The organism is Enterobacter cloacae complex sp. FDA-CDC-AR_0132, assembly GCF_003010695.1.
Classification (GTDB): Bacteria; Pseudomonadota; Gammaproteobacteria; order Enterobacterales; family Enterobacteriaceae; genus Enterobacter; species Enterobacter ludwigii.
The window spans coordinates 3,987,663-4,007,229 of record NZ_CP027618.1; the positions used below are offsets into that span (position 1 = coordinate 3,987,663).

General features: G+C 54.7%; 19 protein-coding genes. 9 read left to right on the plus strand and 10 right to left on the minus strand.

Translation table 11 applies throughout. The features are described from left to right. From cydB to AM379_RS19330, 7 genes are all read right to left on the minus strand, one after another. The gene (cydB, locus tag AM379_RS19300; protein ID WP_014170001.1) at positions 1–1,011 is read right to left on the minus strand and encodes a cytochrome d ubiquinol oxidase subunit II; all 1,011 of its coding nucleotides are present in this window, start codon (positions 1,009–1,011) and stop codon (positions 1–3) included. Beyond that, positions 1,011–2,414 carry a cytochrome ubiquinol oxidase subunit I gene (locus AM379_RS19305; RefSeq protein WP_106504096.1) on the minus strand — a complete coding sequence of 468 codons (1,404 nt, stop codon included), beginning with the start codon at positions 2,412–2,414 and terminating at the stop codon, positions 1,011–1,013. Before AM379_RS19305 ends, cydB begins: the two co-directional genes overlap by 1 nt. 68 nt (positions 2,415–2,482) lie before the next feature. Beyond that, positions 2,483–3,355, minus strand: coding sequence for a manganese catalase family protein (locus AM379_RS19310; RefSeq protein WP_020884190.1), 873 nt, complete (start codon positions 3,353–3,355; stop codon positions 2,483–2,485). A gap of 16 nt (positions 3,356–3,371) precedes the next feature. Further along, a complete protein-coding gene (locus AM379_RS19315) occupies positions 3,372–3,878 on the minus strand; it encodes a ferritin-like domain-containing protein (protein ID WP_014170004.1) in 507 nt (168 codons plus the stop codon). A gap of 25 nt (positions 3,879–3,903) precedes the next feature. Continuing rightward, a complete protein-coding gene (locus AM379_RS19320; protein ID WP_020884189.1) occupies positions 3,904–4,107 on the minus strand; it encodes a hypothetical protein in 204 nt (67 codons plus the stop codon). A gap of 23 nt (positions 4,108–4,130) precedes the next feature. Continuing rightward, entirely contained in the window at positions 4,131–4,625 is a 495-nt protein-coding gene (locus AM379_RS19325; RefSeq protein WP_020884188.1) for a YciE/YciF ferroxidase family protein, read from the minus strand. A 91-nt stretch (positions 4,626–4,716) separates the two neighbouring features. Beyond that, positions 4,717–4,896 carry a general stress protein gene (locus tag AM379_RS19330; RefSeq protein ID WP_020884187.1) on the minus strand — a complete coding sequence of 60 codons (180 nt, stop codon included), beginning with the start codon at positions 4,894–4,896 and terminating at the stop codon, positions 4,717–4,719. Positions 4,897–5,540: 644 nt separating this feature from the next. Between AM379_RS19330 and hglS the strand changes: the two genes are divergently transcribed. Both hglS and AM379_RS19340 read left to right on the plus strand, forming a co-directional pair. Then, entirely contained in the window at positions 5,541–6,884 is a 1,344-nt protein-coding gene (gene hglS, locus AM379_RS19335) for a 2-oxoadipate dioxygenase/decarboxylase HglS (RefSeq protein WP_014170009.1), read from the plus strand. Positions 6,885–6,926: 42 nt separating this feature from the next. Continuing rightward, positions 6,927–8,432: a carboxylesterase/lipase family protein gene (locus tag AM379_RS19340; RefSeq protein ID WP_025204232.1), complete on the plus strand. Its 1,506-nt coding sequence runs from the start codon at positions 6,927–6,929 to the stop codon at positions 8,430–8,432. On the opposite strand, the gene AM379_RS19345 is transcribed toward AM379_RS19340, so the two are convergent. Beyond that, positions 8,404–9,261, minus strand: coding sequence for a LysR family transcriptional regulator (locus AM379_RS19345; RefSeq protein ID WP_106504097.1), 858 nt, complete (start codon positions 9,259–9,261; stop codon positions 8,404–8,406). The genes AM379_RS19340 and AM379_RS19345 overlap by 29 nt on opposite strands. 113 nt (positions 9,262–9,374) lie before the next feature. Between AM379_RS19345 and AM379_RS19350 the strand changes: the two genes are divergently transcribed. The 4 genes from AM379_RS19350 (at position 9,375) to rimL (ending at position 13,822) form a co-directional block, all read left to right on the plus strand. Beyond that, positions 9,375–10,544, plus strand: coding sequence for a pyridoxal phosphate-dependent aminotransferase (locus AM379_RS19350; protein WP_106504098.1), 1,170 nt, complete (start codon positions 9,375–9,377; stop codon positions 10,542–10,544). Between the two features lie 10 nt (positions 10,545–10,554). Then, positions 10,555–11,328: a transporter substrate-binding domain-containing protein gene (locus AM379_RS19355; RefSeq protein ID WP_025204230.1), complete on the plus strand. Its 774-nt coding sequence runs from the start codon at positions 10,555–10,557 to the stop codon at positions 11,326–11,328. A 242-nt stretch (positions 11,329–11,570) separates the two neighbouring features. Continuing rightward, a complete protein-coding gene (locus tag AM379_RS19365) occupies positions 11,571–13,226 on the plus strand; it encodes a glucan biosynthesis protein D (RefSeq protein ID WP_106504099.1) in 1,656 nt (551 codons plus the stop codon). A 47-nt stretch (positions 13,227–13,273) separates the two neighbouring features. Beyond that, positions 13,274–13,822 (plus strand): 50S ribosomal protein L7/L12-serine acetyltransferase, encoded by a 549-nt coding sequence (rimL, locus tag AM379_RS19370; protein WP_044867110.1) that lies wholly within the window; start codon positions 13,274–13,276, stop codon positions 13,820–13,822. On the opposite strand, the gene ydcK is transcribed toward rimL, so the two are convergent. Further along, positions 13,817–14,797 (minus strand): YdcK family protein, encoded by a 981-nt coding sequence (gene ydcK / locus AM379_RS19375; RefSeq protein ID WP_106504369.1) that lies wholly within the window; start codon positions 14,795–14,797, stop codon positions 13,817–13,819. The genes rimL and ydcK overlap by 6 nt on opposite strands. Positions 14,798–14,919: 122 nt before the next feature. Between ydcK and tehA the strand changes: the two genes are divergently transcribed. Beyond that, the gene (gene tehA / locus AM379_RS19380) at positions 14,920–15,921 is read left to right on the plus strand and encodes a dicarboxylate transporter/tellurite-resistance protein TehA (protein WP_047744633.1); all 1,002 of its coding nucleotides are present in this window, start codon (positions 14,920–14,922) and stop codon (positions 15,919–15,921) included. Then, positions 15,921–16,514, plus strand: a complete 594-nt coding sequence (gene tehB / locus AM379_RS19385) for a tellurite resistance methyltransferase TehB (protein ID WP_020884178.1) — start codon at positions 15,921–15,923, stop codon at positions 16,512–16,514. The genes tehA and tehB overlap by 1 nt, the downstream gene beginning before the upstream one ends. On the opposite strand, the gene pepT is transcribed toward tehB, so the two are convergent. Then, positions 16,511–17,740 (minus strand): peptidase T, encoded by a 1,230-nt coding sequence (gene pepT, locus AM379_RS19390; RefSeq protein ID WP_106504100.1) that lies wholly within the window; start codon positions 17,738–17,740, stop codon positions 16,511–16,513. The two genes, tehB and pepT, sit on opposite strands and share 4 nt — an antisense overlap. Positions 17,741–17,851: 111 nt before the next feature. Here pepT and AM379_RS19395 point away from each other — a divergent pair, with 111 nt between their 5' ends. Further along, positions 17,852–19,447 (plus strand): ABC transporter substrate-binding protein, encoded by a 1,596-nt coding sequence (locus AM379_RS19395; RefSeq protein WP_063156395.1) that lies wholly within the window; start codon positions 17,852–17,854, stop codon positions 19,445–19,447. Positions 19,448–19,567: the final 120 nt, after the last annotated feature.

Genomic DNA, 19,567 nt, shown 5'->3' on the forward strand with positions numbered 1-19,567 from the left:
TCAGTGATAACCTTCCGTGTCGGAAACTTTGCCCCGGAAAACGTAGTAGCTCCAGGCGGTGTACACCAGAATCACCGGAATAATCAGTAACGTTCCGACCAGCATAAACAGCTGGCTGGCCGGTGGTGCCGCAGCCTCCCACAGGGTAATGTGCGGCGGAATAATGTTAGGCCACAGGCTAATTCCCAGACCGCTAAATCCGAGGAAGATCAGCCCAAGGGTCAGCAGGAAGGGACGCGAGTGGCTGGCCGGGTTGCGCGTCAGTCGCCAGATCCACAGGCTAAACACGCCTACCAGCAGGGGAACCGGCAGGAACCAGATGAAGTTGGGGAAGGTAAACCAGCGGTCGGCAACGTACTGCCAGCCGAGCGGCGTCCAGATACTCACCACCGCGATCACCACCACCAGCGCCAGCAGCACGTGCCGGGTCAGTTCACGCATGCGGTTTTGCAACGCGCCTTCACTTTTCATGATAAGCCACGTGGTACCGAGCAGGGTGTAGGCCACTACCAGCCCGATGCCGCAGAAAAGATTGAAGGGCGTTAGCCAGTCAAGGGCGGAGCCGACAAAGCGCCGGCCCTCAACGTCAAAGCCGTTAATCACTGCTCCCACCACCACCCCCTGGCTGAAGGTGGCAAGCAAAGAGCCGCCGGCGAAGGCGTAGTCCCAGAATTTGCGGTGCGAAGGCGTTGCCTTAAAGCGGAACTCAAAGGCCACGCCGCGAAAGATAAGGCCAATTAACATGGCGGTAAGAGGGATGGTCAGCGCATCGATAATCACCGCATAGGCCAGCGGAAACGCGCCGAATAACCCCGCACCGCCGAGCACCAGCCAGGTCTCGTTGCCGTCCCACACCGGCGCTACGCTGTTGACCATTACGTCACGCTCTCTGGCATCGCCCACGAAGTTAAAAAGCAGCCCGATGCCCAAATCAAAGCCATCCATGATGATATACATCAGCGTGGCGAATACGATGATGGCAAACCAGATAACTGAGATATCGACGCCCATCAGTTTCTCTCCTGTTCCGGAACAGACTCAGCGGCAGACAGCGGACGGGCAGGGGTGCCCGAGGTATTTGACGTCAAGGTATCAACGGGCTGCGGACCTTTCTTGATAAGCCGAATCAGGTAGACGTAGCCCACGCCAAACACCGACGAATAGACCACAAAGAAGGACAGCAGGCTGATGCTCATCTGCAGCGTGCTGTGCAGCGAGACCGCGTCGATTGTGCGCAGATAGCCATACACCACCCACGGCTGACGACCCACTTCGGTGGTGACCCAGCCAGCCAGCAGCGCCAGTAGGCCCGCCGGTCCCATGCACAGCGCGAACCAGTGGAAGGGCCGCGACTGGTAGAGTCGATGGCGATAGCGTAGCCAGACGCTGACCAGACCCAGCGTGATCATCAGCAGACCCATGCCGACCATAATGCGGAATGACCAGAAAACAATCGGTGAGTTCGGGCGATCTTCTTTCGGGAAGTCTTTCAGTGCCGGGACCTGTTTATCCAGGCTGTGGGTCAGAATCAGACTGCCAAGGGCAGGAATTTCCAGCGCGTAGCGGGTGCGCTCCTGCTCCATATCCGGCAGGCCAAACAGCAGCAGCGGTGTCGCTTCGCCTGGCGGGTTCTCCCAGTGACCTTCGATGGCGGCAATTTTGGCCGGCTGGTGTTCGAGGGTATTCAGGCCATGCATATCACCGACGACGGCCTGAATGGGCGCGACCAGCAGGGCCATCCACATCGCCATGGAAAACATGGTGCGTATCGCGGGCGTGTCGTTGCCGCGCAGCAGATGCCATGCGCCCGACGCCCCCACAAACAGCGCGCTGCTCAGGAACGCGGCGATAGCCATGTGAATGAGACGGTAAGGGAAGGAGGGGTTAAAAATGATGGCCAGCCAGTCCTCCGGAATGACCTGACCATTCTGAATACTGAACCCCTGGGGCGTGTGCATCCAGCTGTTGGAGGCGAGGATCCAGAAGGTGGACATCAGCGTACCCAGCGCGACCATGCAGGTCGAGAAGAAGTGCAGGCCCGGGCCGACCTTGTTCCAGCCGAACAGCATCACGCCAAGAAAACCGGCTTCGAGGAAGAAGGCGGTTAAGACTTCATAGGTCAGGAGGGGACCGGTGATACTGCCGGCAAACTGTGAGAATCCGCTCCAGTTAGTGCCGAACTGATAGGCCATGACCAGACCGGAAACGACCCCCATACCGAAGTTAACGGCAAATATCTTTAGCCAGAAATGGTACAGCGAGCGCCACACCTCATTTTTGGTGCGAAGCCACATCCCTTCGAGCACCACCAGATAGCTGGCAAGACCGATGGTGATCGCCGGGAAAAGAATATGAAACGAGACGGTAAAAGCGAACTGGATTCTGGCGAGATGAAATGCGTCGAGTTCGAACATGGTCCGTACCTCTGGAACTGTTGCGCACGAGGATTGCCAGGCAGTCCGGGGCTGCCTGGCAAAATCGGTTACGGTTTTTTCTTCCCGGCACCCAGTTCGGCGCCGGTCAGCGGGTCGGAATGTGGATCGGACTTCGTGCGGGCCGACATCGCTTTGACCAGCGTGGCCTGTTCGGTCGTCAGCGTCACGCTTGCACTCCCGTCTCCGCCGTCAACGGCAGGTTGGGGGGATTCAACGTAGTCGAAATGTTTATCGCTGTTCCAGCTTCCGCGAACCTCTCCACCTTCAGACATATTGTAGTACTTGTTGGTGTATTCCTCGATTGGCGGCAGTTTTCCCGGAGGGAAATTATTACGAATGGACTGAAGCGCCTTCTCAAAGGAGAGCTGATGCGCCGCCTCACGCGTCATCAGAAACGCCAGCGCATCCTTCACACCCGGATCGTCCGTGACGTTAATCAGCCGTTCATAGATGATCTTCGCTCGGGCCTCGGCAGCCACATTTGAGCGCAGATCGGCGGTCGGCTCGCCAATGGTGTCGACATAAGCCGCCGTCCACGGCACCCCGGCGGAGTTGGTCAACGGAGTACCGCCACCGTAAAGCAGGGAGGTGATATGGCTGTCGTTACCGTTTTCGGTCATGGACCGATACAGCTCGGCTTCATTTTCCACGCCCTCCGCCAGTGCGCCTTTAGCCCCTTTATTAAGCATACCCACCAGGGTACCGATAATTTCAAGGTGGCTTAACTCTTCGGTCGCGATATCCATTAGCATATCTTTACGACCCGGGTCGTCATCACTCAGCCCCTGAGTAAAGTAACGGCAGGCGGCGGCCAACTCGCCCTGAGGGCCGCCGAATTGTTCCAGTAATAAATTGGCAAGGCCGGGATTCGGTTCGGCAACCCGAACCGTATATTGTAATTGTTTGACGTGTCGAAACATGTCTTCTCTCCTGAGGTTATTTTTTTGCTTCGACACCGGATGCGTCTGAACGCAGCAGGAACTGTTCGGTGGTCTGTGGAATGTGGCGAATCAGCCAGTCGGCCATCTCGCGCTCTTCCGCCAGGATACTCTCAATGGCGGGCACGGAAGCCATGTCGCCCGCTTTTTTGGCCGCGGCCAGCAGGGAGGTGTAGCAGGCTATTTCAAACTGTTCGAAAACATAGCCGCTGATAGACCCTTTGACGATCTCATCAGAGGGGAACATCCCGCCAATGGATTGTCCGAGCGCCGCCATTTTACTCATTGAATCTTTTAAAACCGAACGAGAAATATCATTACGGTCGAGGATCTCTTCCAGTAAGGTAATTTGTCGCTTTGTTTCACTAATATGCTGCTCAATTCTGGCGCGAACATCGGGATAATTATCGATACGGCTGGCCATGGATTCCAGCATAGATTCGGCTTGCTTTTCCATCGCATGGGCATCGCGTAGCCAGTCATGGTAGTGTTCTACGTGATTCATTATAATGTCCTCATTATGGTGTCGCTTATTTGGTCTCACTCTCAGCAGCCTGATCGGCACGCGCAGCACTGTAACCAGATAAATGGCCGACAATATTGGCGTAGATACTGATGATAATGACCCATAGCACGCTGCTCTTCCACCATAAAACGGAAGGTATAGCGAGTATGAACCATATTATTGCTGCCGTTAAATGGCACCGTTTAATAGTCCTGGGACTGATGCTCATTTTATTTAACCTTTGCTATAGCGTCATTTTTGCGCTTTTTGGTTAATATTGCCTACGGCCAGGTCGGTAAGTTTAAGATCGGTTTCTTTCTCTTCTTCCAGCGTTTCGGCTAGAAGTTTAACGGCTTTTTTATAGCCCAGTTGTTCTGCCAATGTGGCGAGGGTGCCGTAACTGGCAATTTCGTAATGCTCCACTTTTTGTGCTGCGGCAATTAATGCGGCGTCACGCACCTCATTTTTCTCGGTGCTCTCGATGACCTCATTGGCCTCTTCAATCAGGCCTTCCATTGCTACGCACTTCATACGCTTGAGCTTAAGGCCAGATTCTTGCTCGATAATCTGGTCGATACGCTCAATCTGTCCCTGCGTCTCTTCAAGGTGTGCACTAAACGCTGCGCTCAGTTTTTCACTGGAGGCAGCACGAGCCAGTTTGCCGAGCGCGCGGGTCAGCTGCTTCTCAGCGCTGTAGGTATCGGACAGGAGGTGAATAAACACATCTTCGACACTTTTCATATTCATCATTACGCTCCGGTAAAATAAAGAAGGGGTACTGCGAGCCTGGAGGCCCGCAGCATGCTCTCTGTTTTAAATAAAAGAGATTTACATCAGATCAGGAGTTTTTACGGCCACCACCGTGGCTGTTTTCTCCTCCTTTCTTACCTGCTTCAGATGCGCGTTGCGGATCGTTTTTAAAATTACCGCCGCTGTGCTGGCCACCTTTACGTCCAGCTTCTGATGCTTTTTCACGGTCTTGTGCGAAATTACCGGAACCACCACGATGCTCTGCCATATTAAACCTCATATATTGGTTATGTCAGTTAAGATACGAAAATATTCCGTATCACTCGTCGTTCGAATAATAACTTTAGTCGGTGTTTCATATTCGTCAAATATGTTTTGTAAACCATCGCTTCGTTGCTGAGATATTTCTGATGGTTAACGCTTCGGTTAATATGAATATATCCTTGATGGCTTGCGGTTAACTGCCTGTCTTCATAGAGTTAATCCGCGAGCCGCAGGGGATAACTGTTTTTCTTGCATTGTTTATGCCTGAAGCGCGTGCGGCAGTCTAAAAATTACAGACTAATCTTAAGGAGAAATATTGAAAATCCGCTTGTTGCGTTAACGAAATAAGATATATGCCACTAATATTTGTTTTTAATGAGATATTACCTCTTAAGATAATGCTATTTATTACCTCTTAATGGTTAAGCGATGAGGTTATTAATAATACAGTTTGATCAGAAAACGCTTTATTTAGAGAAGGTGAATCTACATTTAGAGAAGGTGAATCTGCCAGGTCATATGGGTGTCAGGGCAGGCCAGCACACGCTTTAACCACTCCTGTCTTAAGATCACAAATCGGAAATTCTTCCCCCCAGAGGGAACGGGTTTCTCTACACTCCAGGTAATATTCACTGGAGGCATGACATCATGGCGAACACCATCACGGCTGATGATATTCGGGAACACTTTTCGCAGGCTATGTCGGCGATGTACCAGCAGGAAGTTCCGCAGTACGGCACCTTGCTCGACCTGGTTGCGGACGTAAACCTGGCGGTTCTGGAAAATAACCCACTATTACATGAACAACTGGCGAACGCGGATGAACTGGCGCGCCTGAATGTGGAGCGTCACGGGGCGATCCGCGTGGGTACCGCGCAAGAGCTTTCGACCTTGCGTCGTATGTTTGCCATTATGGGGATGTACCCGGTCAGCTATTATGACCTCTCTCAGGCGGGCGTGCCCGTCCACTCCACGGCGTTCCGCCCGGTCGATGATGCGGCGCTGTGCCGAAATCCGTTTCGTATCTTTACCTCGCTGCTGCGCCTCGAATTGATTGACAACGTCGTCTTGCGTGAGCGTGCCGCGGAGATCCTGTCTCACCGCAATATCTTTACCCCGCGTTGTCTGGAGCTTATCGCGCTGCATGAGGCAGAAGGGCACTTTACGGATGCGCAGGCGCAGGCGTTTGTGCAAGAGGCGTTAGAAACCTTCCGCTGGCATCGTCATGCGACGGTCGACCAGGAGACCTATCTGGCATTGCATAACGAGCACCGACTGATTGCGGATGTGGTCTGTTTCCCGGGGTGCCATATCAACCACCTCACGCCACGTACGCTGGATATTGACCGGGTGCAGGAGCTGATGCCGAAGTACGGGATTGAACCTAAAATTCTGATTGAAGGACCACCGCGCCGCGAGGTTCCCGTATTACTGCGCCAGACCAGCTTTAAAGCGCTGGAAGAGCCGGTGCTGTTTGCCGGGGAGCATACAGGAACGCATACCGCGCGCTTTGGCGAAATTGAACAGCGCGGCGTGGCGCTGACGCCAAAAGGTCGTGCGCTTTATGACAGCCTGCTTGCAGAGGCCGGTACCGGTAAAGATAACATGACGCACCAGCTCCATTTGCGCGAGATCTTCAGCGCCTTCCCGGACAGTGAATTGTTGATGCGCCGTCAGGAGCTGGCCTATTTCCGCTATCGCCTGACGCCATCCGGGGAAGCGCATCGACATGCGTTTCGTCCGGGAGACGATCCACAGCCGTTAATTGAGCGCGGGTGGGTTGTCGCTCAGCCGATTACCTATGAAGATTTCCTCCCGGTCAGTGCCGCAGGGATTTTCCAGTCGAATCTGGGCAATGAAACCCAGGCGCGTAGCCACGGTAACGCCAGTCGCGACGCGTTCGAAGCGGCGCTGGGTTGCCCGGTGTACGATGAGTTCATGCTCTATCAGGAGGCTGAAATCCGTAGCAAACAGCGTTGCGGTTTGCTCTGAAATCGTTACTCTTCTGGGGTGTGATGGAAACAGAAGGTTGTTATGCAAAATCCCTCCGCCCCTGTGATTGAAACGCGCCAGGGCGCACTGTCTGGTTTAACGGATGAAAACGTACATCTCTGGTGTGGTATTCCCTATGCGGCACCTCCCGTTGGCAACTGGCGCTGGCGTTCGCCACGGCCGCCTGAACGCTGGGAGGGGCTGCGTCTGGCCACCGCTTTTTCGCCCTCAAGCTGGCAGAACAGTGAGTATTGCCAGGCGTTAGGCGGTGGCGATCCCGGCCGGTTCTCAGAAGATTGTCTGTATCTTAACGTCTGGTCACCCGTCGAGCGGCCGGCGCCGCTTCCCGTCATGGTCTGGCTGCACGGCGGGGGGTTTACCATTGGCGCGGGTGGCCTGCCGCCCTATAACGGTAAGGCGCTGGCAACGCGCGGCGTGGTGGTTGTGACGATCAATTACCGTCTTGGTCACCTTGGCTTTTTTGCCCATCCCGCGCTGGAGGGAGAAGAAGACCGGGTGGTGCATAACTTTGCGCTGCTGGATCAGATCGCTGCCCTTGAATGGGTTCGGGAGAATATTGCCGCTTTCGGTGGCGATCCTGACAACGTCACCCTGTTTGGTGAATCCGCCGGCGCGCGCAGCGTGCTGTCGCTGCTGGCGTCTCCGCTGGCGAAGGGACTCTTCCACAAGGCGATTGTGCAAAGCGGATACACCCTGCCGGATACGCCGCGGGAACAGGCCTTGCAAAAAGGGGAAGCGCTGGCGGCGCATTTTGGCCTTGAGAAGGCGTCAGCAGAACAGTTACGTGCCATTCCCCCCGAAGCGTTCTGGCCGCTGGCCGCGCCGCTGAACATCGCCCCGGCACCCATCGTCGGAGACTGTGTTCTGCCGGAATCAATGCTCGATGTGTTCTTTGCCGCGCGTCAGCATCCTGTTCCGGTAATGATTGGGTCGAACAGTGACGAAGCCAGCGTGATGGCGGTATTTGGTATCGATCTCGCCGGTCAGATCCAGAAGCTTCGCCGTGAACGTCGCTTTGGACTGGGGCTGATCAAACTGCTCTATCCGGGTGTGAAAGGGGATGTGGAGCTTGGCAGGCAGGTGTGCCGGGATATGGCTTTTACCACCATGGGATATGTGGTGATGCAGGCCCAGCAGCGCGTGGGCGGCTTGTGCTGGCGTTACTGGTTCGACTATGTGGCGGAAGCAGAGCACGCAACCTATATCAACGGTGCCTGGCACGGTAATGAGGTGCCGTACGTGTTTGACACCCTTGGTGAGATTGAGCCTTCCTGCCACTACGTTAATGCGCGAGACCGGCAATTCGCAGCGCAGGTTGCAGATTATTGGGTGAGCTTTGCGCGTGACGCCGGTCACCGGGAAAGTCTTCCTGGCCCGACGCACTGGCCGGCCTGTCGAAAAGGAAGGGACGTGCTGCTACGTATCGGCGTGAATAAACATGCAGGTTTCAGGCTTGAAAACCGCTTTATGCGCGCGCGCATGAGCCTCTTTAAGCGCGTTATGAAACACCATGTGAGCCTCGACTGAGCAGGCAGGCGCGAAACGCCGCCAGCCCATTTTCCTGGCCAGGCGATTCGCGCAGAACCAGTCTGTAGCTCGCACCCGTTTTAATGCTGCTCGCAAAAGGCCGCGCCAGCCTCCCGGCGCGGACATCTTCTTCCACCAGCGTTTCGTCAGCAATGGCCACCCCCAGCCCCTGAATGGCGGCCGTGATGGCAAGGTCCATCGTGTCGAAGTGTTGATTTTTGTGCATAACAACCCCCGGGCCTTCCTGCTTCGCCAGCCACAATGACCAGTCTGTCTTATCCCGTGTCGGGTGAAGGAAGGTTAACGCACCCAGTTCGCAACCTGCTCGCAGGGGGCTCATTACCGGGGTTAACGCCTCTTTAAACAGCAGATCGCCCGCGCTCATATGGGTGCCAAATACAATGGCCGCGTCGTAAGATTCCGTTTTGAAATTGACGTTATGGTCGGTGGTAGTGGTCAGTGCGATCTGCAGATCCGGCTGCTCACGCTCCACCTCCAGCAGACGAGGCACCAGCCAGCGCATGGCGCAGGTGGGTGCTTTGAGTCGGATCACGGTTTGCTGGGTACGGGCCCGATCGGCCAGGGTCAGCAGCGTTTCAAAAGTGGATTGCAATTCCGGAAGCAGGGCGCTGCCCTGTGGGGAGAGGCGCAGTCCGCGCGCATGGCGCTCAAACAGCGGAAAGCCGAACCACGCTTCAAGGGTGGCGATTTTACGACTTACGGCTCCCTGCGTCAGACAGAGTTCTGTTGCGGCATGGGTCAGATTCAGATGACGCGCGGTGACTAAAAAGGCATCGATGGCATTAAGCGGGAGCGAACGGCGCGACATTAAACACCTCAGGTATGCGTTTTTCTCATGGCTATTATGACAACAATTCGATTGTCCCGACAACTGACTTGTTGTTTGAATAGTTATGCATTCATCATGAGAAAGGAAAGAGGATGACGTTACACACTCCGGTGCACACCCGTTCCAAATTACCCGATGTGGGGACCACGATTTTTACCGTTATCGGCCAGCTCTCCGCCCGGCATAACGCCATCAATCTTTCTCAGGGTGCACCCAATTTTTCCTGCGATCCCAAACTGGTCGCCGGGGTGACCCGGGCGATGGAGGCAGGGCACAACCAGTACGCGGCAATGACCGGCCTGCAGCCGCTTAAAGAGCGTATTGCGGATAAAATTGCCACCCTCTACGGCACGCGCTATGACCCGGCCAGCGAAGTGCTGGTCACTGCCAGTGCCAGTGAAGGACTCTATTCGGCGATCAGCGGGCTGGTGCACTCGGGCGACGAAGTGATCTACTTTGAACCGTCGTTTGACAGTTACGCCCCGATTGTTCGCCTGCAGGGGGCCACGCCGGTTGCCATTAAACTGACGGTGCCGGATTTTGCCGTCAACTGGGATGAAGTCCGTGCGGCGATCACCCCGCGTACGCGCATGATTATCATCAATACCCCGCACAACCCGAGCGGGCAGGTCTTCTCAGCAGAGGACCTGCAGCAGCTGGTGGCGGTGACCCGCAATACAGATATCATTATTTTGTCTGACGAAGTGTACGAACACGTCGTCTTTGATGGTGAACCGCACCACGGTATGGCGACACATCCGCAGCTGGCGGAGCGTAGCGTCATTATCTCTTCCTTCGGAAAAACCTATCACGTGACCGGCTGGCGCGTGGGTTACTGTGTTGCTCCGGCGGTACTGATGGATGAGATTTGTAAAGTCCATCAATTTCTGATGTTTTCGGCCGATACGCCAATGCAGCATGCGTTTGCAGAGCACATGATTGACCCGCAAACCTGGCTGTCGCTGGCGGCGTTTTATCAGCGCAAACGCGATCTGCTGCAAAGTTTGCTGGAAGCATCACCGTTCAGACTCTTGCCGAGCGCCGGTTCGTTTTTCCTGCTGGCCGACTACAGCCAGTTTAGCGATGAGCGCGACAGTGAACTGGTGAAACGGCTGATCGTTGAGTATGGAGTGGCCACCATTCCGCTGTCGGCGTTTTATGCGGATGGTACGGATAATAAATTGATTCGTCTCTCTTTTGCGAAAGATGAGGCGACGTTACGGGCAGGTGCCCAGGCCCTGTGTCGGGTTAAACCACGCTAAGGAGTTGGAGATGAAATTACGCGCGTTAGTTGTCGGCATGGGATTGCTGTGTACGTTTTCGTCATTCGCGGCTACCGAACTGCGGTACGGGCTGGAGGCGGAATATCCGCCGTTTGAAAGCCGAAATGCTGCTGGCGAACTGGAAGGGTTTGACGTTGAGCTGGGCAATGCCATCTGCAAAGCCGCAGCGCTGAAATGCACCTGGGTTGAAACCTCTTTTGATGCGTTAATACCGGGCCTGGTGGCGAAGAAATTTGATGCCATTAACTCGGCGATGAACATCACCGAACAGCGACGTAAAAGTATTGATTTTACCCAGCCGATTTACCGCATCCCGTCGCAGCTCGTCGGCAAGGCCGGTACCGCGGTAGAGGCAACGCCCGCGGGGCTTAAGGGCAAAACCATCGGTGTCCTGCAGGGCTCCATTCAGGAAACCTACGCGAAAGAGCACTGGGAAAAGCAGGGTGTCACCGTGGTGTCTTATAAAGATCAGAATATGGCCTGGGGCGATCTGCTGAATGGCCGTATCGACGCCTCGCTGGTTATGTCCGCGGCCGGGCAGGCAGGTTTCCTCAGCAAGCCGCAGGGGAAAGGGTTTGGCTTTATCGGCAAACCGGTGTCGGACGACACTATCCTCGGCAGTGGGATCGGCTTTGGGTTGCGTAAAGGGGACGAGGCCACCAAAAAGCAACTTGATGCCGCAATTGATAAAGTGCGTGCCGATGGCACGATCGCTAAACTCGCTGATAAGTACTTCCCAGGTATCGATGTCAGCGTAAAATAACCGCCTCATTTGCCCCGACTGACGATGTCCAGCCGGGGCATTTTTATACACGTCTTTATACCTTTCTTTACACCTTTTTCGGGTCGTTCTGGTCGACAGAAAATATTTCGCACTTTGTACAGATAATCGCCGCCCAACAATTGGATTCTTAACCATTTTTGTTTAGGCTGTGCGTTCTTTCTTGCCGTCATTTCGCCGAGTGCGAAACACATTCACACGACCATAAGGACGTTTTTCCAGGCATGAATCGCAGACGTTTTCTAAAAGGCTCGCTGGCAATGGCAGCCCTGAGCGGCACAACTGGCCTTGCTTCCCTGTTTTCCAAAGCGGCTTACGCTGCTGACTCTGACATTGCTGACGGTCAGAGCCGTCGTTTTGACTTCTCCGTACTGCAATCCATGGCCCATGACCTGGCGAAAACCCCATGGGGCGGAGCACCGCGACCGTTACCGGACACGCTGGCGACCATGACGCCGCAGGCCTATAACGCCATCCGTTACGATGAAAAACAGTCACTGTGGAATAACATTGAAGGCCGTCAGCTGGACGTGCAGTTCTTCCATATGGGCATGGGTTTCCGTCGCCGCGTGCGCATGTTCTCGCTGGATCAGTCAACGTCACAGGCGCGCGAAATCCACTTCCGTCCTGAGCTGTTCAGCTACGGTGAAACCGGTGTTGATACGAAGCAGCTGGAAGGGCAAAGCGATCTTGGGTTTGCCGGTTTCCGTGCCTTCAAGGCACCGGAACTGGCGCGTCGCGATATCGTCTCATTCCTGGGGGCGAGCTATTTCCGTGCGGTTGATGATACCTATCAGTATGGTCTTTCCGCGCGGGGTCTGGCGGTGGATACCTTTACCGACACGCCGGAAGAGTTCCCTGACTTCACCGCGTTCTGGTTCGAAACCGTCAAACCGGGCGACACTACCTTCACCGTCTATACGCTGCTGGACAGCCCAAGCATCACCGGTGCATATAAGTTCGTGATCCACTGCGAGAAGAGCCAGGTGATCATGGAGGTGGAAAACCATCTCTATGCGCGTAAAGACATTAAACAGCTCGGCATTGCGCCGATGACCAGTATGTTCAGCTGCGGTACAAACGAACGCCGCATGTGCGATACCATCCACCCGCAAATTCATGACTCCGACCGTCTCGCCATGTGGCGCGGTAACGGGGAGTGGATTTGCCGTCCGCTGAACAACCCGCAGAAGCTGCAGTTTAATGCGTTTGTGGACAAAAACCCGAAAGGATTCGGCTTGCTCCAGCTCGATCGCGATTTCTCGCATTATCAGGACGTCATGGGCTGGTATAACAAACGCCCAGGCCTCTGGGTAGAGCCGCGTAACGACTGGGGTAAAGGTGCGGTTGGCCTGATGGAGATCCCGACAACGGGTGAAACACTGGATAACGTGGTCTGCTTCTGGCAGCCAGAAAAACCGATGAAAGCGGGCGATGAGCTGGACTTTAAATACCGTCTTTACTGGAGCGCCATGCCGCCGGTCCGTTCCCCGCTGGCGAATGTCTTCGCGACCCGCACCGGTATGGGTGGGTTCCCGGAAGGCTGGGCGCCGGGCGAAAACTACCCGAAAGTGTGGGCCCGTCGCTTTGCTATCGACTTCGTCGGGGGCGATCTGAAGGCTGCCGCGCCAAAAGGCATTGAGCCGGTCATTACCCTCTCCAGCGGTGAAGCGAAGCAGGTTGAGATCCTCTACGTTGAGCCGTTTGACGGCTATCGCATTCTGTTCGACTGGTATCCTACCTCGGATTCGACCGAACCGGTGGACATGCGCCTGTTCCTGCGCTGCCAGGGGGATGCGATCAGTGAGACCTGGCTGTATCAGTATTTCCCGCCTGCGCCGGACAAACGTAACTACGTTGACGATCGCATCATGCGTTGACCATTTATTCCCTCTCCCCGGCGGGGAGAGGGTGACGGGAAGGGACCATGACCGCCACTGAATCTGAAATAATCCAGGTGACTGACCATCTCGAGCTTCGCGCCGTCGAAGAGCGCTATACCGCCGATTTGCACAACATGGTCATCAGAAACAAAGCCTGGCTGCAAACCGCCTTTGACTGGGCGCAGCATGTGGGCACCGAAGATGACACCCGTCGTAATGTGCTGAGTAATCAGATGCTGCACCAGCGCGGCTACGCCAAAATGTTTCTGATTTTCAAGGATGAGGACCTGGTCGGCGTGCTGTCGTTTAATGCGATTGAACCCGCCAACAAAGCCGGATACATCGGTTACTGGCTGGATGAGGCGCATCAGGGACAGGGCATTCTGTCGCAGGCGCTGCAGGCATTTATGCGCTATTACGTCGAGCGAGGCGAGATCCGCCGTTTTGTCATTAAGTGTCGGGTGGCGAATAAACCCAGCAACAACGTTGCCCTGCGCAACGGTTTTACGCTGGAAGGGTGCCTGCGGGAAGCAGAGTTCCTGAATGGCCGTTTTGACGATGTGAATCTCTACGGCAAAATTTACCCGCTATAACGCCCCTAACAGAGGCGTACGGGTGATGCGCTGGTCGCCGTTAATCACCTTTTCGCCGCGCAGGTGGATGTTCTCACCGGCAAAAGCCTCAATCACCGCATCGTCGGTGATTTCAACCCGATGCTCAATAAGCACATCCCCGCTGATACGCGCCCGTCCCTGGATCACGACCTTATCGTCAAGCAGGATAGGGCCGCCGCGCAGCCAGGCCTGACCGCCAATCAGGACGTGGTGTTTAATGACACAATTTCCTTCCACCACCGCGTTCTCTGCCACCTGAGAGCTGTAACGGACGGTAGGGATGGCATCGTCGTCAAAACCGGCAATGACGCGGGCGTTACCGTACACTTTTGCGCAGTCACATACCCAGACGTTATTGAGATCGTTGCCTTCGAGGATGGCGCTGTCGAAAACTTCCGCCCGGTGTTCAACGAAGGCATAATTAACCATTGCCTCGCCGTAAATTTGCGCCTGATGCACAATGCGGGACTGGCTCACCGTCGCCTTGTCATAAATTTTCAGGATCTGCTCATGGTCCGGCGTAAGCCCTTTGGCAGCAATCACCACGCTGTTATGAAGCACCCGCGCCTCGCCGAAAATATGGCATTCGCCGCGTACGCAGGATTGCTGTATCGTGACGTTGTCACTTATGCGTGCGCCGTGACTGACCTCTGCGCCGTCGAGCCAGCAGTTGTCGCCAATCTGCGCGTCATGACTGATGATGCAAGGCAGGGTAAGGCGCGCGTTGCCGGACACCGTCGCACCGGCAAAGACGACGCTGTTTTCATCGTAGATCCAGCAGTCGCCTTCGTGCGCGAGGGCGCTCTCATCTTCAACCCAGCCGCCTTTCGTGCCGCTCACGATGTCGTTAAAATTCGCCGTGGCAATAATCTGTCGTAACGACGTCGTGTGCGTTGTCTCGCCGTTTTTCCATTGCCAGAGGCGGGTGTCCTCGCTGAGCCTGTACTTTTTCATCATGGAGTCTCGGGTAAGCGTCTCCACTAAACGTAGCAAACTTTCGGCGTTTCGTAGTGCTGGCATCCGTCGCGGAAACCCCTTAAAATGGCATTTAAAATACATTTTAAAAATTCAAATTAATGAATAAAAATAACAACGCTCAACAAGTGCTTAACCTGCCCGCGGGTTACTTCGGTATGGTGCTTGGCATCATTGGGATGGGGTTCGCCTGGCGATACGCCAGCACGCTCTGGCCCGTGACGCGCTGGCCGGGTGAGAGCCTGGTGGCCCTTGCGATTGTGATTTGGTTTTTGCTGACGGTGGCGTTTATCGCCCGGGCGATCCGTTTCCCGCGAAGTGTGCTGGCCGAGATGCGCCACCCGGTGATGAGCAGTTTTGTCAGCCTTTTTCCCGCCACAACGATGCTGGTCGCCATCGGTTTTGTGCCCTGGCTGCGCCCGGTGTCACTGGTGTTATTTGGCGTCGGGGTGGTGATACAGCTGGCCTATGCTGCCTGGCAAAGCGCCGGATTATGGCGCGGTAACCATCCGCAAGAGGCCACCACGCCGGGGTTATATCTGCCCACGGTAGCAAACAACTTTATCAGCGCCATGGCGTGCGGCGCGCTGGGGTTTAACGATGCCGGGTTGGTGTTTCTCGGGGCGGGCGTTTTTTCCTGGCTCAGCCTTGAGCCGGTAATTTTGCAACGACTTCGTAGCGCCGGGGAGTTGCCTTCCGCGCTGCGAACCTCGCTGGGTATTCAGCTGGCCCCCGCGCTGGTGGCCTGCAGCGCCTGGTTTAGCGTCAATGGCGGTGAGGCGGATACATTTGCCAAAATGCTGTTCGGCTACGGCCTGTTGCAACTGCTGTTTATGTTACGGCTGATGCCATGGTATTTGTCCCAGCCGTTTAACGCCTCGTTCTGGAGCTTCTCGTTTGGCGTGTCGGCCCTGGCCACCACGGGGCTTCATCTTGGGCAGAGCAGTCCGTCGGGCTTTTTCCACGCCATTGCCGTCCCACTGTTTATCTTTACCAATGTCATCATCGGGATGCTGCTGGTACGAACGTTTATCTTGCTGATACAGGGCAAACTTCTGGTGCGCACTGATAAAGCGCTGCTTATGCAATCTGAGGAAAAATAATGGCTGTTGATGAAAATTACTTCACAGAGAAATATGGCTTAACCCGTACGCACTCAGAAGTGCTGTACAGCGCGGGCATTGTGAAACCGGGTAAAACGCTGGATCTGGGCTGTGGTAACGGGCGTAACAGCCTCTATCTGGCAGCCAACGGTTACGACGTGACCGCGTGGGATAAAAATCCCCTGAGTATCGATAATATTGAGCGTATCAAAGCGGAAGAAGGCATCGTAAACCTGCAGACGGCAATCAAAGATCTGAACAACCTGAGCTTTGAGGGCGAATACGATTTTATTCTCTCTACCGTGGTGCTGATGTTCCTGGAAGCGAAAACCATTCCGGGCCTGATCGACAATATGCAGCGCTGCACCAGACCCGGCGGTTATAACCTGATTGTTGCCGCGATGGACACGGCGGATTACCCGTGCACCGTCGGCTTCCCGTTTGCGTTCAAAAGCGGTGAACTGAGCAACTACTACGAGGGCTGGGCGTTGCTCAAGTACAACGAAGAGGTGGGCGAACTGCACCGCACCGACGAGAACGGTAACCGCATCAAACTGCGTTTTGCCACGCTGCTGGCGCGCAAGCCCGCTTAACGGGCGGCCAGCAGGCAGAGCTGCAGGGCCGTGTTGTATGAGGCCTCGAACGACGACAGCGGCAAAAACTCAAACTTCGAGTGGAAGTTATGCGCGCCGGTGAAGAAGTTTGGCGTGAGCAGGCCTTTTGCCGAGAGCGCCGCGCCGTCAGTACCGCCGCGCATTGGCGTCGGTTTGGGCGTGATCCCAAGGGATTCCATGGCTTCAAACATCAGGTCGATAGCGCGACGATCCTCACCAATCGCATTGCTGATATTGCTGTAGGTATCTTCAATGCGATACTCCACCTTTGCCGTAGGATGCTGCCCGGCAATCAACGCCGCGACATCGGCAATCTGCTGCTTGCGGGCGGCAAACTGTGCTTTATCGAAATCACGGATATTCGCTTTTAAGACGGCCTCGTTTTGCCCCGCCTGAATGCCGTTAAACCAGATATAGCCTTCACGCCCCTCGGTGCATTCCGGGGTTTGCTGGCGGTCAAAATGGCTGATGAAGTCTGTCGCCATCAGCAGTGGGTTAACCAGCACGCCTTTGGCGGACATGGGGTGAGCCGTTACGCCGGTAAAGCGAATTTCTGCCGCCGCGGCGTTGAAGTTCTCGTAAACAATCTCACCCAGCTCACAGCAGTCGATGGTCCAGGCAAAATCAACGTCAAAACGGTTTAGATCCAGCGCCTTCGCGCCACACAGGCCGATCTCCTCATCCGGCACAAACGCGACCACAATGTCGCCATGCTGGTGTTCTGGCGTCAGGTTTTCCAGCAGCGTCATGACCACGGTGACGGCGGCTTTATTATCTGCACCTAATACGCTGGTCCCGTCGCTGAAAATAATCTCTTCACCCGGGTAAGCCAGAATTTCCGGATGCTCTTTTACGCGTAACCAGATTGATTTCTCTTTATTCAAACAGAGGTCTTCACCCGTAAATTTTAATATTTGTGGATGAATATCCGGTGATAAACCGACATCGACGGTATCAATATGGGTAATAAAACCGATGCGTGGCGCCCCGGCTACATTACCTTTTTTAACCGCAGTAACCGTCGCGTATTCATCAATCACAATATCGTCTAAACCCAGCTGCGCCAGCTCCTGGGCTAGCTCACGCGCCATGTCGTGCTGGCCCGGCGTAGAGGGAAGGGTGTTCACTCTGGGATCGCTCTGGCTGGTGATGGCGAGATAGCGGAAGAAGCGGTGCGTTAAATGTCTGGAGAGTGCCGAGCCCATAGTGATTCCTTCTGTATTTATTTTTCAGGTGTTTGCTACATCACTTTAATGATATTTATGAAATGGCAAAAGAATTAATTAGCCGTCGAATTAAAAAGACAGGAATAAATGATGAAAAGCAAACTCACAATGTTAACGCTGGCACTTGCTGCGCTCACGGTCAATTCCACCGTCGCGGCAAAAACGCTGGTGTATTGCTCTGAAGGATCGCCGGAAAATTTTAATCCTCAGTTATACACGTCGGGAACCAGCGTGGATGCCAGTGCCGTGCCGGTCTATAACCGGCTGGTCGATTTCAGGGCGGGTACAACGGAACTGGTCCCGAGCCTCGCGGAACGCTGGGAGGTGAGCGATGATGGCAAGGTTTATACCTTCCATCTGCGTAAAGGGGTGAAATTCCAGAGTAATAAATCGTTCAGGCCGACGCGCGACTTTAACGCCGACGACGTGATTTTCTCGTTTATGCGCCAGAAGGATGTGAATCATCCCTATCACAACGTCTCTAACGGCAGCTATTCCAACTTCGAGAGCCTTGAGTTCGGTAGCCTGATCACTGCCATTGATAAAGTTGATGACCACACCGTGCGCTTTACGCTCGCCCATCCGGAAGCGCCGTTTGTCGCCGATCTGGCGTGGTATTTCGCCTCGATCCTGTCGGCGGAGTATGCCGACGCGATGCTGAAAGCCGGCACGCCGGAAAAGGTGGATATGGACCCGATTGGCACCGGGCCGTTTAAGCTGGCGCAGTACCAGAAAGATTCGCGCATCCTGTTCACTGCGTTTCCGGAGTACTGGCAGGGCAAATCGAAGCTGGATCGACTGGTGTTTAGCATCACGCCCGATGCCTCGGTGCGTTTTGCCAAAATCGAGAAGAATGAATGTCAGGTGATGCCGTTTCCAAACCCGGCGGACCTGCCGCGCATGAAGGCTAATAAAGACATTAATCTGATGAGTAAAGCCGGGCTGAATACCGGTTTTCTGGCCTTCAATACGCAAAAACCTCCGCTGGATAACGTGAAGGTCCGCCAGGCGCTGGCAATGGCCATCAATAAGCCGGCCATTATTGACGCGGTATTCCACGGCACCGGCACGGCGGCGAAAAACCTACTGCCACCCGGCGTCTGGAGCGCCGACAGCGAACTGAAGGATTACGACTACGATCCGGAAAAAGCGAAAGCGTTGTTAAAGGAGGCTGGTTTTGCAAACGGCATCAGCATCGATTTATGGGCGATGCCGGTTCAGCGCCCCTACAATCCGAACGCAAAACGGATGGCGGAGATGATTCAGGCCGACTGGGCGAAGGTTGGCGTCCAGACAAAAATCGTCACCTATGAATGGGGTGAGTATCTTAAGCGGGTGAAGGGCGGTGAACACCAGGCCGCGCTGATGGGCTGGACGACCGCAACCGGCGACCCGGATAACTTCTTTGGTCCGTTATTTACCTGTACATCGGCTAACGGTGGATCTAATTCCGCCAAATGGTGCTACAAACCATTTGATAAAATTATCGCTGAAGCGAAATCGATAACCGATCATGATAAACGCGTGGCGCTGTATAAAGAGGCCCAGCAGATGATGCATGACCAGATACCGGCAGTAATGATTGCCCATTCGACGATTTTTGAACCGGTGCGCAAGGAAGTCACGGGCTATGAAATCGATCCGTTCGGCAAGCATTTGTTCTGGCAGGTTGATATTAATCAGTAGTTTTTCACTGCCCGGCGTTCAGTCGGGCAATCTTTTCGCAATTTGTGCTGCTTACATCATTTTTTGTCACAACAAACCCGCCAGACTTTTGCTATAACTTCAAATGCATACTTGCAGATA

Bases quoted from the DNA above. Each gene is read 5' to 3' on its own strand.
- AM379_RS19315 (WP_014170004.1), bottom strand. From the start codon at position 3,878: ATGAATCACGTAGAACACTACCATGACTGGCTACGCGATGCCCATGCG.
- pepT (WP_106504100.1), bottom strand. From the start codon at position 17,740: ATGGGCTCGGCACTCTCCAGACATTTAACGCACCGCTTCTTCCGCTAT.
- AM379_RS19305 (WP_106504096.1), bottom strand. From the start codon at position 2,414: ATGTTCGAACTCGACGCATTTCATCTCGCCAGAATCCAGTTCGCTTTT.
- hglS (WP_014170009.1), top strand. From the start codon at position 5,541: ATGGCGAACACCATCACGGCTGATGATATTCGGGAACACTTTTCGCAG.
- AM379_RS19325 (WP_020884188.1), bottom strand. From the start codon at position 4,625: ATGAATATGAAAAGTGTCGAAGATGTGTTTATTCACCTCCTGTCCGAT.
- ydcK (WP_106504369.1), bottom strand. From the start codon at position 14,797: ATGAAAAAGTACAGGCTCAGCGAGGACACCCGCCTCTGGCAATGGAAA.
- tehA (WP_047744633.1), top strand. From the start codon at position 14,920: ATGAATAAAAATAACAACGCTCAACAAGTGCTTAACCTGCCCGCGGGT.
- AM379_RS19345 (WP_106504097.1), bottom strand. From the start codon at position 9,261: ATGTCGCGCCGTTCGCTCCCGCTTAATGCCATCGATGCCTTTTTAGTC.
- tehB (WP_020884178.1), top strand. From the start codon at position 15,921: ATGGCTGTTGATGAAAATTACTTCACAGAGAAATATGGCTTAACCCGT.
- AM379_RS19355 (WP_025204230.1), top strand. From the start codon at position 10,555: ATGAAATTACGCGCGTTAGTTGTCGGCATGGGATTGCTGTGTACGTTT.
- cydB (WP_014170001.1), bottom strand. From the start codon at position 1,011: ATGGGCGTCGATATCTCAGTTATCTGGTTTGCCATCATCGTATTCGCC.
- AM379_RS19340 (WP_025204232.1), top strand. From the start codon at position 6,927: ATGCAAAATCCCTCCGCCCCTGTGATTGAAACGCGCCAGGGCGCACTG.
- AM379_RS19365 (WP_106504099.1), top strand. From the start codon at position 11,571: ATGAATCGCAGACGTTTTCTAAAAGGCTCGCTGGCAATGGCAGCCCTG.
- AM379_RS19350 (WP_106504098.1), top strand. From the start codon at position 9,375: ATGACGTTACACACTCCGGTGCACACCCGTTCCAAATTACCCGATGTG.
- AM379_RS19330 (WP_020884187.1), bottom strand. From the start codon at position 4,896: ATGGCAGAGCATCGTGGTGGTTCCGGTAATTTCGCACAAGACCGTGAA.
- AM379_RS19320 (WP_020884189.1), bottom strand. From the start codon at position 4,107: ATGAGCATCAGTCCCAGGACTATTAAACGGTGCCATTTAACGGCAGCA.
- AM379_RS19395 (WP_063156395.1), top strand. From the start codon at position 17,852: ATGAAAAGCAAACTCACAATGTTAACGCTGGCACTTGCTGCGCTCACG.
- rimL (WP_044867110.1), top strand. From the start codon at position 13,274: ATGACCGCCACTGAATCTGAAATAATCCAGGTGACTGACCATCTCGAG.
- AM379_RS19310 (WP_020884190.1), bottom strand. From the start codon at position 3,355: ATGTTTCGACACGTCAAACAATTACAATATACGGTTCGGGTTGCCGAA.